Source organism: Thermus brevis, assembly GCF_026427635.1.
Classification (GTDB): domain Bacteria; phylum Deinococcota; class Deinococci; order Deinococcales; family Thermaceae; genus Thermus; species Thermus antranikianii.
In genome coordinates, this window is the sequence record NZ_CP102606.1 from 1,187,860 (window position 1) to 1,202,034 (window position 14,175).

At 59.7% G+C, this 14,175-nt stretch carries 13 protein-coding genes and 1 tRNA gene; 5 read left to right on the forward strand and 9 right to left on the reverse strand.

All coding sequences use genetic code 11. The features are described from left to right. Positions 1 to 3 precede the first annotated feature (3 nt). A complete protein-coding gene (gene leuC / locus KQ693_RS06715) occupies positions 4 to 1,416 on the reverse strand; it encodes a 3-isopropylmalate dehydratase large subunit (protein WP_267260683.1) in 1,413 nt (470 codons plus the stop codon). Positions 1,417 to 1,638: 222 nt separating this feature from the next. Between leuC and KQ693_RS06720 the strand changes: the two genes are divergently transcribed. From KQ693_RS06720 to KQ693_RS12925, 4 genes are all read left to right on the forward strand, one after another. Beyond that, positions 1,639 to 1,725, forward strand: a tRNA-Leu gene (locus KQ693_RS06720). Positions 1,726 to 1,766: 41 nt separating this feature from the next. Beyond that, entirely contained in the window at positions 1,767 to 2,780 is a 1,014-nt protein-coding gene (gene trpS / locus KQ693_RS06725) for a tryptophan--tRNA ligase (RefSeq protein ID WP_267260684.1), read from the forward strand. Then, complete coding sequence (locus tag KQ693_RS06730) at positions 2,777 to 3,478, forward strand: chromosome segregation protein ScpA (protein ID WP_267260685.1); 702 nt, start codon at positions 2,777 to 2,779, stop codon at positions 3,476 to 3,478. The genes trpS and KQ693_RS06730 overlap by 4 nt, the downstream gene beginning before the upstream one ends. Positions 3,479 to 3,574: 96 nt before the next feature. Continuing rightward, positions 3,575 to 3,802: a nucleotidyltransferase family protein gene (locus tag KQ693_RS12925; RefSeq protein ID WP_323808520.1), complete on the forward strand. Its 228-nt coding sequence runs from the start codon at positions 3,575 to 3,577 to the stop codon at positions 3,800 to 3,802. Between the two features lie 52 nt (positions 3,803 to 3,854). On the opposite strand, the gene KQ693_RS06735 is transcribed toward KQ693_RS12925, so the two are convergent. The 6 genes from KQ693_RS06735 to KQ693_RS06760 are packed head-to-tail and all read right to left on the reverse strand — an operon-like array spanning position 3,855 to position 10,217. Next, a complete protein-coding gene (locus KQ693_RS06735) occupies positions 3,855 to 4,871 on the reverse strand; it encodes a glycosyltransferase family 4 protein (RefSeq protein WP_267260686.1) in 1,017 nt (338 codons plus the stop codon). Between the two features lie 52 nt (positions 4,872 to 4,923). Continuing rightward, the gene (locus KQ693_RS06740) at positions 4,924 to 6,048 is read right to left on the reverse strand and encodes a glycosyltransferase family 4 protein (RefSeq protein ID WP_267260687.1); all 1,125 of its coding nucleotides are present in this window, start codon (positions 6,046 to 6,048) and stop codon (positions 4,924 to 4,926) included. A gap of 16 nt (positions 6,049 to 6,064) precedes the next feature. Beyond that, positions 6,065 to 6,952, reverse strand: coding sequence for a glycosyltransferase family 2 protein (locus KQ693_RS06745; RefSeq protein ID WP_267260688.1), 888 nt, complete (start codon positions 6,950 to 6,952; stop codon positions 6,065 to 6,067). Positions 6,953 to 6,962: 10 nt separating this feature from the next. Beyond that, positions 6,963 to 8,084: a UDP-galactopyranose mutase gene (gene glf, locus KQ693_RS06750; protein WP_267260689.1), complete on the reverse strand. Its 1,122-nt coding sequence runs from the start codon at positions 8,082 to 8,084 to the stop codon at positions 6,963 to 6,965. Beyond that, on the reverse strand, positions 8,081 to 9,352 hold the full coding sequence (locus KQ693_RS06755) for a flippase (RefSeq protein WP_267260690.1): 1,272 nt from the start codon (positions 9,350 to 9,352) through the stop codon (positions 8,081 to 8,083). Before KQ693_RS06755 ends, glf begins: the two co-directional genes overlap by 4 nt. 7 nt (positions 9,353 to 9,359) lie before the next feature. Next, a complete protein-coding gene (locus KQ693_RS06760; RefSeq protein WP_267260691.1) occupies positions 9,360 to 10,217 on the reverse strand; it encodes a sugar transferase in 858 nt (285 codons plus the stop codon). A gap of 798 nt (positions 10,218 to 11,015) precedes the next feature. Between KQ693_RS06760 and KQ693_RS06765 the strand changes: the two genes are divergently transcribed. Beyond that, entirely contained in the window at positions 11,016 to 12,071 is a 1,056-nt protein-coding gene (locus KQ693_RS06765; RefSeq protein WP_267260692.1) for an O-antigen ligase family protein, read from the forward strand. Here the strand turns inward: KQ693_RS06765 and KQ693_RS06770 are convergent. Further along, positions 11,952 to 13,430 (reverse strand): O-antigen ligase family protein, encoded by a 1,479-nt coding sequence (locus KQ693_RS06770; RefSeq protein ID WP_267260693.1) that lies wholly within the window; start codon positions 13,428 to 13,430, stop codon positions 11,952 to 11,954. The two genes, KQ693_RS06765 and KQ693_RS06770, sit on opposite strands and share 120 nt — an antisense overlap. A 301-nt stretch (positions 13,431 to 13,731) precedes the next feature. Beyond that, on the reverse strand, positions 13,732 to 14,088 hold the full coding sequence (locus tag KQ693_RS06775) for a type II secretion system protein (RefSeq protein ID WP_219759876.1): 357 nt from the start codon (positions 14,086 to 14,088) through the stop codon (positions 13,732 to 13,734). Positions 14,089 to 14,175: the final 87 nt, after the last annotated feature.

Genomic DNA, 14,175 nt, shown 5'->3' on the forward strand with positions numbered 1-14,175 from the left:
GGCTTACCTCCCGATCCCAAACACTTCCCGGGCGTCAGCGATCTCGCCCGCCACCGCCGCCGCCGCCACCATGAGGGGGCTCATGAGCACCGTGCGTCCCCTGGGGCTTCCCATCCTGCCCTTGTAGTTGCGGTTGGAGGAGCTGGCGGCCAGCTCGTCCCCCTCCAGGCGGTCGGGGTTCATGGCCAGGCACATGGAGCACCCTGGGTTCCGCCACTCAAACCCTGCCTCCCGGAAAATCTCAGCGATGCCCTCTTCTTCCGCTTTCCTGGCTACCCACTCCGAGCCCGGCACCACCAGGGCCCGCACCCCCTTCTTCACCTTGTGGCCCTTGAGGTAGCGGGCCACCTCGCGGAGGTCGGAAAGGCGGGCGTTGGTGCAGCTTCCGATGAAGGCCACCTGGATGGGCACCCCTTTGACGGGCTGCCCGGGCTTGAGGCCCATGTAGGCCAAGGCCTCCTCCGCCACGGGCCTTTCCTCGGGGGAAAGCTCCTCCAGAAGGGGGATGCGGCCATCTATGGGTATGGCCTGGCCGGGGTTGATGCCCCAGGTGACCGTGGGGGGAATCTCCTCCGCCCGGAAGGTGACCACGTCGTCATAATGGGCGTCGGGATCGGAGGCGAAGCTTTTCCAGCGCCGCTTGGCCTCCTCCCACTCCGCTCCCTTGGGGCTGTAGGGGCGGCCTTCCAGATAGGCGAAGGTGGTCTCGTCGGGGTTCACGTAGCCGATGCGGGCCCCGCCTTCAATGGACATGTTGCAAAGGGTCATGCGGCTTTCCATGTCCATGGCCTCCACGGTGCTTCCCCCGTACTCGTAGGCGTAGCCCAACCCTCCCTTCACCCCCAGGTGGCGGATGATGTGGAGGATCACGTCCTTGGCGTAGACCCCGGGGGAAAGCTTCCCTTCGATGTTGATGCGCCGCACCTTCAGTTTCTGGGCCGCCAGGGTCTGGGTGGCGAGGACGTCCCGCACCTGGCTGGTGCCGATGCCGAAGGCCACGGCCCCGAAGGCCCCGTGGGTGGAGGTGTGGGAATCCCCGCAGGCGATGGTCATGCCAGGCTGGGTGAGGCCCAGCTGGGGGCCAATCACGTGCACGATGCCCTGGTTCCCGCTTCCCAGGTCGAAGAAGGTGATGCCGTGCTCCCGGGTGTTCTGGCGGAGGGCCTCCAGCATGCTCTGGGCCAGAGGATCCTGGAAGGGCTCGGTGCGGTCGTGGGTGGGGACGATGTGGTCCACGGTGGCGAAGGTGCGGTGGGGGTAGCGTACCTTGAGGCCGAGGTCCCTCAGCATCCCGAAGGCCTGAGGACTGGTGACCTCGTGCAGGAGGTGCAGGTCAATGAAAAGCTGGCTTTGCCCGCTTCGGAGCTTCCTGACCTCGTGCGCCTCCCAGACTTTCTCGTAAAGTGTCTTTCCCATGCTCCCTCTCCTTGCAAAAATCCCCCGGGTTTTGGGCCCGGGGGAAGGCAACGGGGCTTCCCTAAGCCGGGCCCGCCCGGCCTAGGTCTAGCAGGAAGCCCCGCCGCATTGCCCTATAGCCTACGCTGCCTTTGCCTTAGGGTCAAGGGCCGGCCTTTACTTGCCCTCTAGCGGTAGGGCTTGACGGGAAAAGCGCCCTTCCGTACAATGACCCTTGCGTCTGCCGGGGTGGCGGAATTGGTAGACGCGCACGATTCAGGGTCGTGTGTCCGCGAGGACGTGCGGGTTCAAGTCCCGCCCCCGGCACCAGAAGGCCCCGCTTATGCGGGGTTTTTGCTATTCTTAAGGGCATGACGCGGGTTCTTTCCGGCATCCAGCCCTCGGGGGAGATCCACATCGGCAACTACCTGGGGGCCATCAAGCAGTGGGTGGAGCTGGGGGAGAGGTTGGACCGGGAGGCCTTCTTCTGCATCGTGGACTACCACGCCCTCACCAACCCCCTGGCCTACGATCCCTCCACCTTGGCCCAGCGTACCTTTGAGGCTGCCCTGGTGAACATGGCGGCGGGCCTTAACCCGGAGAAGGTCACCCTCTTTGTGCAATCCCATGTGCCTGAGCACACGGAGCTTTCCTGGGTCTTCACCACCATCACCCCTCTAGGGGACCTCACCCGCATGACCCAGTTCAAGGACAAGGCCGCCAAGCAGGAGGCGGTCTGGAGCGGGCTTCTCATGTACCCCGTTTTGCAGGCGGCGGACATCCTCATCTACAAGGCGGATACCGTCCCCGTGGGGGAGGACCAGGTGCAGCACATTGAACTTACCCGGGAGATCGCCCGCCGCTTCAACGCCCTTTTCGGGGAAACCTTTCCCGAGCCCGAGGCCCTTCTTAACCCCGAGGCCCCAAGGGTGCCGGGCATAGACGGCAAGGCCAAGATGAGCAAGTCCTTGGGGAACACCATCGGTCTTTTGGAGGATGAGGGGAGCATCTGGGAGAAGATCCGCCACCTTCCCGACGATCCCCAGCGCATCCGCCTCTCCGACCCCGGGGAGCCGGGGCGCACCATCGTCTTCACCTACCTCTCCTACTTCGCCCCCAAGGAGCTGGTGGAGGCCCTGAAGGAGGAGTACCGGAAGGCGGGTATCGGTACCCTCACGGTGAAGAGGATCCTCTTTGAGGAGATGATGAAGGTCCTCCGCCCCATCCGGGAGCGGGCCGAGGAGCTCAAAAAGGACCCTGATTACGTGATGGACGCCCTCCTGGAAGGAGCTAAACGGGCCCGGGCCGTGGCCCAGGCCACCATGGAGGAGGTGCGGGAGAAGGTGGGGCTCCTTCTCCCCAGCAAGCGCCCCGTTTACCGGTGATCCGCCTCGAGTTCCCCGGGTTTTCCGGCACGCCCCAGGAGCTGAGGGAGGCCCTTAGGCGGGGGCGGATTTCCCCCAGGGCCTTGCCCGTGCTTTCCATCGTGGAGCAGGCTCTTTCCCAGGTTCCCGAGGACCTGAGGGCAAGAAGCGAGCTCCTCCCCATCCTGGCGGAGCTTCTGGTCCTGAAGCTTTCCCCGGAAAGGGCCTTTTCCCCAACGGAGGAAGGGGAGGAGGCTCCCTTGGTGCGGGTGCTTTTGGACCTTTCGGATACCGTGGCCTTTCTGGAGGAGCGGCTTAGAAAGCGGTCCCGCCTGATTCCCGTTCCCCCTCCTCCCTTGCCCAAGCCGGCCTTACGCCTTCCCCCTAGGGCCTTGGTGGAGGCGGCGAGGCCCTTTAGGAAGGCGGTCTTGGCCGTGAGCCGGGAGCGCTTTGGCCTCCTCGAGGCCTGGGCTCGGCTTCAGGGCTTCTTGAAAGGACGCCTTCCCTTCCACCTTCTTCCCTTAAGAACCTGGGAGGAGAAGGCCATGGGCTTCGCCGCCCTTTTGGAGGCCTTCCGCCTCGGGCGGGTGCGGCTTGAGCAGGAGGAGAACTTTGGTCCCCTTTGGGTGGAAAGGGTGGAGGGGAAAGGGGCCCTGTTCCAAGGGGAAGAAGGGCAAAAGGAGCCTGCGCTTTCCGAGTTGGGTAGCGTCAGGGTTTAACCAGCGGCTGGGTGTTACCTTGGGTATGGAATGGTCCCGGAAGAGGTTAAAGCCAGGATTCTGCCCTACTAGGAGGAGAGCAGGGTGCGATTTGGGGTGGAGGCCCTGAATCTTTTTGGTTCCCATGCTCGGGGGCAGGCAGGTGAGGGAAGCGACGGGGTCCTTCTGGTGCGCTTTCCCCGTGCTCCGGGCTTCCTGGGCTACATGGGCCTCAAGTTATCTTTGGGAGATTTTATTGGTAGGTGGGTGGACCTGGTTATGGAGAACGCCTTACACCCAGACCTTCGGCCTTTTATGGAGTGCAAAGCGCTTAGGGTTGCGTGACCGGGGTTAAGCAGTAAAGGGGGGTCACCTACGACTTGTGGGGCTTGTATGACTATAGGATTGCCTTGTACAATTCTAGGGTTTTCTCCACCATACTTTCCAAAGACCATTCTTTTTTCCAAACGGGAAACTCTTTTTTGCCAAGCTCCGATGCCTTTATAAGGACTTCCTTTAGTGCATCAGGGTTTCCTTTATCTGCTACAAAGGCTCCATGTTGGCTGAGCCATTCCCCTAACCCCGGCGTGGGCGCAGAAACAATAGGTATGGAAAGTGTAAGAGCCTCGAGGACCACATATGGAAGACCCTCGTAAGCGCTGGTGAGGAGGAGAACATCGAAAGCCGGGAAAATCTTCCTGGCTTCTAAGGCTCCCGTTAGGATTACCCTTTCTTTTAAGCCCAGGGCTTCCGTTTCCTTCTCCACCTCCTGCCTTAAAGGTCCATCCCCCACCATAACCAGCTTGAGGTTGGGGTCGCTCAGATGTGCAAAGGCCCTTAGGGCCAGGAGGGGATTTTTTTCTGGAACAAAGCGCCCCACAAAACCAACAACCTTTTCTTCCCTCAATCCAAGCCTCTCCCGGGCCTCCTTTCTAGAGGGAAACCCTGTAGGATCGATTCCGTTAAGCACCACTTCTACCCTTCTATAACCGAGCTTTCGCAGAGCCTCCTCTTCCCACGGGGAAACGGCGATGGCCAGGTGGGTGAGAGGTGCAAGGCTTTTTTCCGCTAGGTCGTAAAGGGAAGGCCCTCGGAGAGCAGTTACTCCATGAGGCGTGTAGACTACCTTCGCCCGTATAAGGGGACCAAGAAGGCGGGCCAGAGCCCCACCCTTGGAGCTGTGGCCGTGAACGATGTCAAAAGGCCCCTGCTTTCTGGCATAGGACAGAAGATTTCCCAGTGCGGTGAGATCGCTGGGATGAGGTTCCCTTCGGATGGGAAGGGATAGAAGGTGAACTCCGGCTTCCTGCAAGCGGGGAAGGTGCTTGGCGAAAAGGTCTTCCATACGCAAGGGAGAGTAGGCCAGGTGAACCTCGAGGCCCCTCTTCACAAGGCCCAGGGAGAGGTCCAACACGTGCCTCCCTGCCCCGCCTCCGGCCGCTTCCAGGAGAAGTAAGACCTTCAGGTTAGACCTCCCCGTAAAGCTTGAGAAGTCTTCTTGCCATCTCCTCCCAGCTGTAACGTTCCTTGAAAAGGGATTGGGTTCGCTGGGCAAAGGCCTTCCTTTTTTCCGGTCCCCAGGAAGCGATTTCCTCCAGAGCCTTTTCCACATCGGAAGGCGAAACATAGTCTACCACGTATCCAAGCTCCTCTTCTTCCACAAGGGTGTCCATTCCAGTACCCCTGGCCACCAGGATGGGTTTACCCAAGGCCATTGCTTCAAATAGCTTGTTGGGGCTAGAGTAGCGGTGATTTGGGAGGCTTGGATCATATAGGGCAAACAGGACGTGAGCCTTAGCTTCTATTTCAAGTGCCTTAGTATAACTTACACGTCCGTGGAAGCGAACGTTGGGAAGCCTAGAGGCTTGCTCCCGAAGTTCTTCCGCCAAGGGGCCGAAGCCTGCTAGATCAAAGGACCAGCCTGGGTGTTTCGCAACCAGGTTGAGCATTTCCTTAAGCCAACGCCTACCATCCAGAAAACCCACAAAGGCAATGCGGAAATGGGTGCTTTCGTATCCTTCGTGGCCCATGTCCAAGGTTATGTTTGTGAGCTTCGGGGTGTTAATAATGACTTCTAGGCGTTTAGGCCTAGCCCCCAAAATCTGTTCCCTCCGGCTGGGGTCAGGGAGGATTACTGCATCGGCTTTACCAATGGCCCAAAGCTCCAACCTGTGGGCTAAGGCCTTCATCCAATCCGGAAGATCCCGGCTAAAGGCAAAGACGTCAAAGATGTCATAAACGACACGTTTTCCTAAAAGGAGCTTGATGAGCAGTGCAGGTAGGATCGTATCCAAGTCGGTAGCATGAATGTGGGTATACTGATGCCTTTTGCGCCACAACCACAGGAAGAGGTCTTTTTGCCACAGGACCATGGGAAGGAGGTTGTAGATTCCCCCTCCGTGAAGCCCCCTTGGGCCTATGTGGTGAACCGTATACCCGTTTCGCTTTTCCTCGTGAGGATGGTTGCCCTCCCGGTCCCAACCTAGAGCGGTGACCGTATACCCCACCTGGGCCAAGGTTTCAGCAGCCTTCTCCACGCGAGGCTCGGGTGCTATGGGTTTCGCTCTTAGAAAAACTACTTTTTTAGGCATGGACTTTCCCCCCTTATCAGGGGCCCTTACCTAATCGCCCAAGAAAGGCGTCTCTAAGCCCCAATAGTCTAAACCGAACCCGCATACTCCAATCCTGCCGGTGGATGAAGAGGTCTTTTATCAGGCCATGTAGATTCCAGGCGATGTAAAAAGCCAGGCTTCGCCACCTGGATCCTCTATAGACCCCATTCAATAGTGTGAATCCACGGTTTCGTACATCGTAGTACAACTTTTCCGGCGGAACGGCAACTTCCTCCCAGGCTCTACATAAGAAGCGCATTCTTTTGATTCGCCCTATGTCGGTATGAACGAGGGCATCTGGTACACACAGGACCTGAAAACCTGCAAACCCTATCCTTAGAGCGTAGTCTGTATCATCAAACCACAGGAAGAACTCCCGCCGGGGCAAACCTACGTTCTCGATAACCCTGCGGTGAAAGAGGGGGCCGTTGAAGGTAAAGACATCGATTGGGAAAGGGGTACTCCACAGAGATACCTGTGCTGGGCGGTATCTTCCCTCCCTCCAATACCCGACCCCGTGCCATCTGCCGTCCGAACTCCTAAGGAGTGGAACAAGCACCTGGTATTGCTGACTGTAACAACTCTGCACGAGAAGTCTTTCCAAGGTTTTACGATCGGGGAAAGCATCATCGTCCATCACCCATATCCAGTCGTACCCGTCCTCATAGGCTTTTTTCATCCCTTCGTGGAAACCCCCCGCACCTCCTTGATTCTCCGGCAGGGCCAGAACCTCCACCTGAGGGAACTCCTTCTTCAGCATCTCACGGGTACCGTCCGTACTAGCGTTATCCACCACCAGCACGTGGTCCGGGGGACGGGTCTGGAAGAGCACCGCCGTTAGACACTCCCGCAAAAGCTCCTTGCGGTTGTAGGTCACGATCACCGCGCACACCCTATCCACGGGCCACCTCCTCAAAAATCTTCAACGCTCTGGCCACCGCCTGGTCCATGTTGTAGTAGCGGTAATCCCCAAGCCTGCCGGCAAAGAGGACGGTCTTGAGTTTCTCCGCCTCCTTTTGGTAAAGCCTAAGCCGCTCCTCGTTCTCCTCCCGGGGCACCGGGTAGTAGGGCTCGTTCCTCCCCGGCTCGTAGGCCTCCGGGTACTCGTAGACCACCGCCGTGTGGGGCAGGTAGGCCTGCCCGGTCAGGTGCTTGAACTCGGTGATGCGGGTGAAGGGGTGTTCGTTAGGGTAGTTCACCGTGCCCACCTCCTGGAACCAGGGCCTGGGGTGGTGTTCAAAGCGAAAGCGCAGGGAGCGGTAGGGCAGGGGGCCGTGGAGGTAGCCGAAGAACTCGTCGATGGGCCCGGTGAAGATGAGGCGGTCGAAGCCCACCTCCCCCTCCACCTCCTTCCAGTCCACCCCCAGCAGAAGGCGGATGTTGGGGTGCTGGAGCATCCGGCGGAAGAGAACCGTGTACCCTTCCCTGGGCATGGCCTGGTAGGGATCCTGGAAGTAGCGCTCGTCGTAGCTCACCAGGATGGGGACCCGTCCCGTCACCGAGGGGGAGAGGTCCTCGGGCCTAAGCCCCCATTGCTTGAGGGTGTACCCCTCGAAGACGTTCCGGTAGACGTAGTCGGCCAGGAAACGGAGGTCTTCGTCCTGGACCTCCTTGAGCCTGAGGATGGGCACCCTGGCCCCGTAACCGAACTGGGCGAGGAGCTTCTCCTCCAGCTTGTCCGCAAGCCTTTCCGAGAAGAGTTTCCTGAGGGAAGCCAGGCTGAAGGGGAGGGGGATCTCCTTGCCCTCCACCACCGCCCGCACCCGGTGGTAGTAGGGACGCCACTCCGTGAAGCGGGAGAGGTAGTCCCAGACCTTCTTGCTGCCGGTGTGGAAGATGTGGGGGCCGTAGCGGTGGACCAGGACCCCGTTCTCGTCGTACTCGTCGTAGGCATTGCCCCCGATGTGGAACCTACGGTCCACCACCAGGACCGTCTTGTCCAGCTGGCTGGCGATCCTCTCCGCCAGGGTGGCCCCGGTGAAACCGGCGCCCACGATGAGGTAATCCACCCTCACCGCCCACCTCCCGTCCGGGCAAGGGCAAGGGGGTCCTTCCCCTGCCTTCGCAGGTACAGCCACATGCTTAAGGTAACCAGAAGCTCGGATACCACCACCGCTAAGGCCATTCCCACATGGAATAAACGGGGAGCCAAGAACACCGCCAGAACCAGGTTAATGAGCCCTGCCCCCACGATGATGGCGTTGAAAGGACGATCCAAACCCAACGGAAGCATCCACTGGATTCCCAACACATTGCTCAGGGCGATGAGGGGCACAAGGAGGGCAAGAATTCGTAGAGGCAAAACCGTAGCCTCATACCCCTCCCCAAGGAAGAGCCTCACCAAAAGGGGTGCCAAAGCCCAGACCCCAAGCCCGAGGACAACCCCCCCAAGCCCCATGGTCCAAAGCCCCAGCCGGGCCAGCCGGGCTGCCTCCAGAGGGGCACTCCGGGCCAGGTGGCTTAGCCTTGGGTACAGGGCCTGGCTCACCGGAGAGAGAAGCCCCAAAAACGCCTTGCTGATCTTCTCCGCTCCTGCGTAGTACCCTACCAACTGGGGCGGGGCAAAAAGACCCAGGATGAAGGTGTTGCCCAGAGTATAGAGGCTTACTGCGCTACGGAAGAAGAACATACCCAACCCAAAGCGGAGGGCCTCCCAAACCCCCTTGGGCTTGGGCAGAAGAAAGGGCACCTCACGGTAGGCAAGGTAGAGGGCCAACAAGGTGGCCAATAGCGCTGCTCCCCCTTGCAGGGCGAGAACCTTCCAGGCGTCGCCAGGTCCCTTCACCCCAAGGAAGATGAAAATCAGCACTAGAGCCTTTGCCCCCACCTCCAGGCTAGCCACCAGGCGCATCCTTTCTAACCCTTGAAAGTACCAAGTAGGGCTGAAAGCAGTAGCCAGGGCCCAGAAGACCCCTGCCCACAGGACCTGGGGATGGTCACGGAAAACAGGGATCAGCCACCCCACCAGAAGGCCCACGCCTAGGGCCAGAAAGGAAAGCAGCACCTTGGCACCCAAAACCCCTGCCAGCAACTCAGCCCTCCTCTTAAGGGCATCCCGGGACTGGGCCACCTCCCGGGTAGCGGAAAGGCCGAAGCCGTACTCCACCAAGAGGTTGAGGTACCCACCAAAGGCCTGGGTGAAGGCCAAAAGTCCCCATTCCTTCGGCCCCAGGACCCGGGCCAGGTAGGGAACCGTGACAAGGGGGAAGAGATAGTTGGCGAAGTGGACCCCGTACAGGGCCACGAGATTCTGAACCAAGGCGTGTTGAAGAACAGGCCGCATAGAATCTCTACCAGGCCCCGTCCCTTCGCACGACCGACCACACGGTACGGGCAAGGATGTACAGATCCAGCCATACCGACCAGTTCTGCACATAGTAGCGGTCCAGTTCCACCCTCTTTTCGTAAGGCAGGTGATTCCGCCCGGAAACCTGCCAGAGTCCGGTAAGCCCGGGCCTTACCTTGAGGTAGAGTTCCGCTTCCTTCCCGTACCGCTTTAGCTCCTCCTCGGTGACGGGCCTCGGACCCACCAGGCTCATCTCCCCCCGAAGGATGTTCAGCGCCTGGGGAAGCTCATCCAGGGAAAAGCGCCTGAGAAAACGCCCAATGCGGAGGATGCGGGGATCATCCTTAAGCTTCTGGGTCGTTTCCCACTCCGCCCTGGCCGCCGGGTCCTTGACCAGGAGTTCGCTGAGCAATCTTTCCCCATCCTGACGCATGGTGCGGAACTTGAGGAGGAAAAACCGTTTGCCTCCCTGCCCTACTCGTTCGTGCCGGTAAAAGATGGAACCCTTATCCTCCAGGTATAGGAGGAAGGCCACCAAGGGAAGCACGAGGAGAAAAGGGAAGAGTAGCATAACGCCACCTATAAGATCCAAAGCTCTTTTGAGTTTGAGGTTTCTCGGAAGGAGCAGATTCTGGCGGATCTCCAAAACTCCCACCCCTCCCAGGTCCCGTACCTGGGCCCAAAGGACTCCCTGGTCAAAAGTCGGCTTCAAGACGAACACCCGGGGGAAAGCGGGTAGGGCGGAGTCTAGCTTTTCCACCACGACAGCGTACGTCCACGGACCTAAGGGGGCGGGCCTAAGCCCGAGGCTTTTTGCCTTCTCCAGGAACAACTCTAGGTCTTCCCCGCTTCCTTCCACCACCACCCCTCCTCCCCACCAGGGCTTTGAGGATAAGTGATGGCGGACGAGAGCCCTGAGTAAGGGAACCAGAACGAGGGTAAGAAGGGAAGCTACCAAGAAGGAGAAGCGAGAGTAGAGGGGGCCGGTCTTGGAAAGAAAGGCCCCCGTCGCCAGCAGGAGGGAGCCTAAAGAGGTGGCTAGCGAAAGTTGCCTGAGTTCCAGGGCGGGGTGAAGGCCCAGAGCAGGGTAAAGGCCAAAGGCTGAATAGAGGATGGGGAAAACGGAAAGGGCCGGGAGCAAGCGGAGATAAAGCTCCGGATCTATCTCTCCTCCAGTGGAGGCCCTGAGAGCCAAGGCCGGGATCCAGGAGAGGCCCAAGGCTAAAATGTCGGAGAAAAGGTGTACTAAAGCCGTCAACCAAGGGAGGGGAACTACCTCCCGTCGAGCCTTACGTAGGCTAGCCATATACTGGTTACCATGATACAGGTCCATAGATACCTTTGGTCTGCCTTTGCCCTTCTTTACCCCTTTGTGGTGTGGCCCTGGGCTCAAAGTCATGCAGGTGTGACCCTGGCTAAGCACATTTTTGTGGTTTTCTTTTTGCTTGTGGGGTTTTTCCTGGAGATGCGGGCTCACCCTGATACCCACTTTAGGCATTTAGCCCTTCTACCAAGGTTTTTGCGGGCAAACCCTCCCTTGGCCTTTCTCCTGGTTTTCGCCCTCGTGATGGTAACAGCCGCCCTACTGTCCCCAGAGCCTGCTGCTGCTCTGACAGGTTCCCTGACGGATTATACAGACGGGCTTTTCTGGAGCCTTATGATGCTGGGGATTGCTCTTCTTCTTTACCTGCGTACCCGGGAGGACCCGGCAATGACAGTGTGGCTGGCTAGGGCCGGGGTGCTGGGCGGGGGTATTCTGGCTCTTCTGGCCCTGAGCGAGGTGCTTCTGGGACAAGCGGTTTTTTACAAAGGGGCCTCACCCTCGGTATTACCCCTGGTCACGTTTCCCCAAAAGGGCCATCTCGCTGGCTATTTCGTTCTCACTGCAGGGGTAGCCCTGGGCTTGCGCAGCCCTTTGGGGCTTTTCCTCGGGGCCGTGGGGGTAGGCTTGGCCTTCAATCGGGCGGGGCTTCTGGCCCTGGGCCTTTTAGGCCTTTTGGCGGTTTGGCGAGCTCCTCGGTACGGTATCCTGTCTGGGTTTGTGCTGGTCCTGGGGGTTGTGGCGGGTATGGGGGTGGTAAAGCTTTCCACCCAGGGAGCCATCCCCGGAGGGGCTGGGGGCGGGACGGTTCGGGAGGTGGCTGATCCCGGTACCTTCTTCAGCCGTATTTATTACTGGAGGGCTGCCCTAGGTGGCATTATGCACCGGCCCCTTTTCGGCTGGGGCGGTGGGGTGTTTGAACATCACTGGCCCCGGTTTTTGAAGCGGGGGGACCTCGAGGCCTTCCTGGAGCAGGAGTTTGGGAAGACGGACTCCCGACTCCTGGAAGTGGTCAACCCCCCTGGGGCTGATCCTATCTTTATCCTGCGACGGCCCGACGGAAATTTACACGCTCTTCGCATCTACAGCTTTCGTGCCCACAACCAGTTCCTGGAAGTTGGGCTGAAGTGGGGGCTCTTAGGGCTTTCCCTGTACTTGATTCTTCTTTTCCTGGCACTGAGGGGTATTTTGCGCCTGAACCCCCTGGCCACGGGGCTTTTTGCCCTCCACCTCTTTTTTCTCTTCTGGTTCGCCATCCCCGAGGAGGAAGGGGTGCTATGGGCCCTTTGGGGAGCGGCGCTGGCCGGGGGGTTCAAGGAAGGGGCCTTGCCCGCGGTCCAGGTGGTCCCTGATTTCCCGAAGCTGGGAGGAAGAGGGGAAATGGCGGAGGCCTAGGTCCAGGGCTTTTCGGGTTTCTTCCACCTTCTTGGCTTCCAAAGCGGCGTGGGCCCAGAGCACATAGAAGCTTTCCCGGGCATAGGGGAAACGGAGGGCGAGCTCACGGGCCAGCTCGAGGCGGGCTTCTGGCGTAGGAGCGTGAGGCAAGGCCACGGTAAGGGGCCAGGGGGAAAGGGGATAATGCCGCTGGGCTTCCTGGAGGAGCCAGTGTCTTTCCTCAAGGCTCGCCTGGGCCAGGGCCTGGGTGGTGTAGGAGGGAAAGAAAAGATGCCTTTGGGCGCAGGCCGTTCCCTGGCAGGGCCAGTACCACCCAAGGGCCAGAAGGCTTGCCAAGAGGACTCCCAAAAGGCCAAGCCAGCGGGGGGAGGAAGCCGGGGACAAGGTTCCCAGTAGCAGGAAGGCCAGGGCCAGATAGCCCGGATAGTAGCCGCTCACGTCAAAGAGCATCGGAGCCCAAAGACCGAAGGTGCCGAGGGCCCAGGGCCAGTCCCTACCGAAAAAGCCTTTGACGGCAGGCCAGAGGAGGATGAGAAGAAGGCCAAGGCGCATCCATCCCCCCGTGGCCAGGGTTTCCAAAAGGTAGTTATGGGGACTGCGGGACCAGACCCCGGGGAGCCCGGAGTAGTCCATGTAGGCCTCAAATACCTGACTGTAGCTGCCGTTTCCCGTGCCCAGGGGGTGCTCGAGGGCTATGCGGAAGGCTAGGCGGGCCATGAGAAGGCGGGCTTCCACGTTGCCGATGCGGGGGGCCTCTTCCGCTCCCTCTTGCGGGGCCAAGGCTTCCTGCTGGGTGAGGGTGGCTTTAAAGGCAAGAGCGTTCAGGATGGCGTTTCCCGGCACCAGAACTTCCAGCAATCCCACCCCTAAAAAGGCCCAAAGAAGAAGGAACGCTGCGGATTTTGCCCGACCTTCCCGCGCCAGGCGCCAATAGGCGAGGGGCAGAAGGATCAATAGCGGCAGGTAAACCGCCCGGGCCCCGGAGATGAGGGCGGCGTAGAGGGAAAGCACCAGGAGGAGGAAGCCTGCCACCCGAAAGCCTTCGCCCCGGGCTACCTGGGCCAGGAAAAGAGGCAGGGCCCCGAGGGCCAAAGCCCCCAGCAGGTAGTGGTGGGAGCCAGAAACATAGCTGACCAGCCCCGCTTGCCAGAGGGCCAGGGCGGTATAGAGACCATCCAGGAGGAGAAGGGAAAGCAGGACCAGGACCCCCAGCCGCCACCTTCCCGCCGCCAGGGCTAGGAGAAGCCAGACCTCCCAAAGGGAGGCCACCACGGTATGCCCCGGGGCCAGGCTCCAGAGGAGGGAAAGAAGCCCAAGGCCCCACCAGGCCCAGGCCCAGGGAGAGGGGCCTTTGCCCACGATAATCAGGAGTAGGAGGAGGCCTATGCTACCTACCCCGGCCCAGAGGGGAGGTTCTTGAAAGAGGTGATGGGGGCGATGCCATAGATGCCATAGGGGTAAGAGGATAAAAAAGAGGATGACGATGGCTTTAAACTTGTGTAAAAGGGTTTTGGAGTAGAGCGAGTGGGCGGGGTGCACGAGCGAATTCTAGAGTAGCTGGTTACCCCATGAGTAGAGGAGCAACCCCCTCCCTTAAGGGAGGGGGACAGTTTTAGTGCTTTGGTGACCCTCGGCCTATACCTCTGCTCGTGATTTAGGGTTAGGGTACGGTAATCGATTTCCCACGAGCACTTGTTACTTGGACCTTCGGAGTGTTGTCGCCAGCATTCGATACCGTGCAGGAACTCACAACACCTTCACCTGGATTGGGTACGCTATAACTGCCCGCCGAGTACCCTGACTTGCAGTCAACAGAATTTGCGAGCACGTTGTTAGGATCATCCGCCACATATGCGAAAGCCGCCTTATAGACATTTTGGGCATAGGCCTCGGCGGCCCGGTTTACGGCGGTGGTGCGGGCATTGAGCAGGTTGGGGATCAGCACCGCTGCCAGGATGCCGATGATGGCGATGACGATCAGGAGCTCAATCAGGGTGAAACCTTTTGCGTTGCGCATACTTCTTTTACCTCCTTAGAGATTCCCGCGCCTTCATGTATTGCGCGGCCATGAGTGCCTGTTGCCGACCTACCTACCGGATGTGCC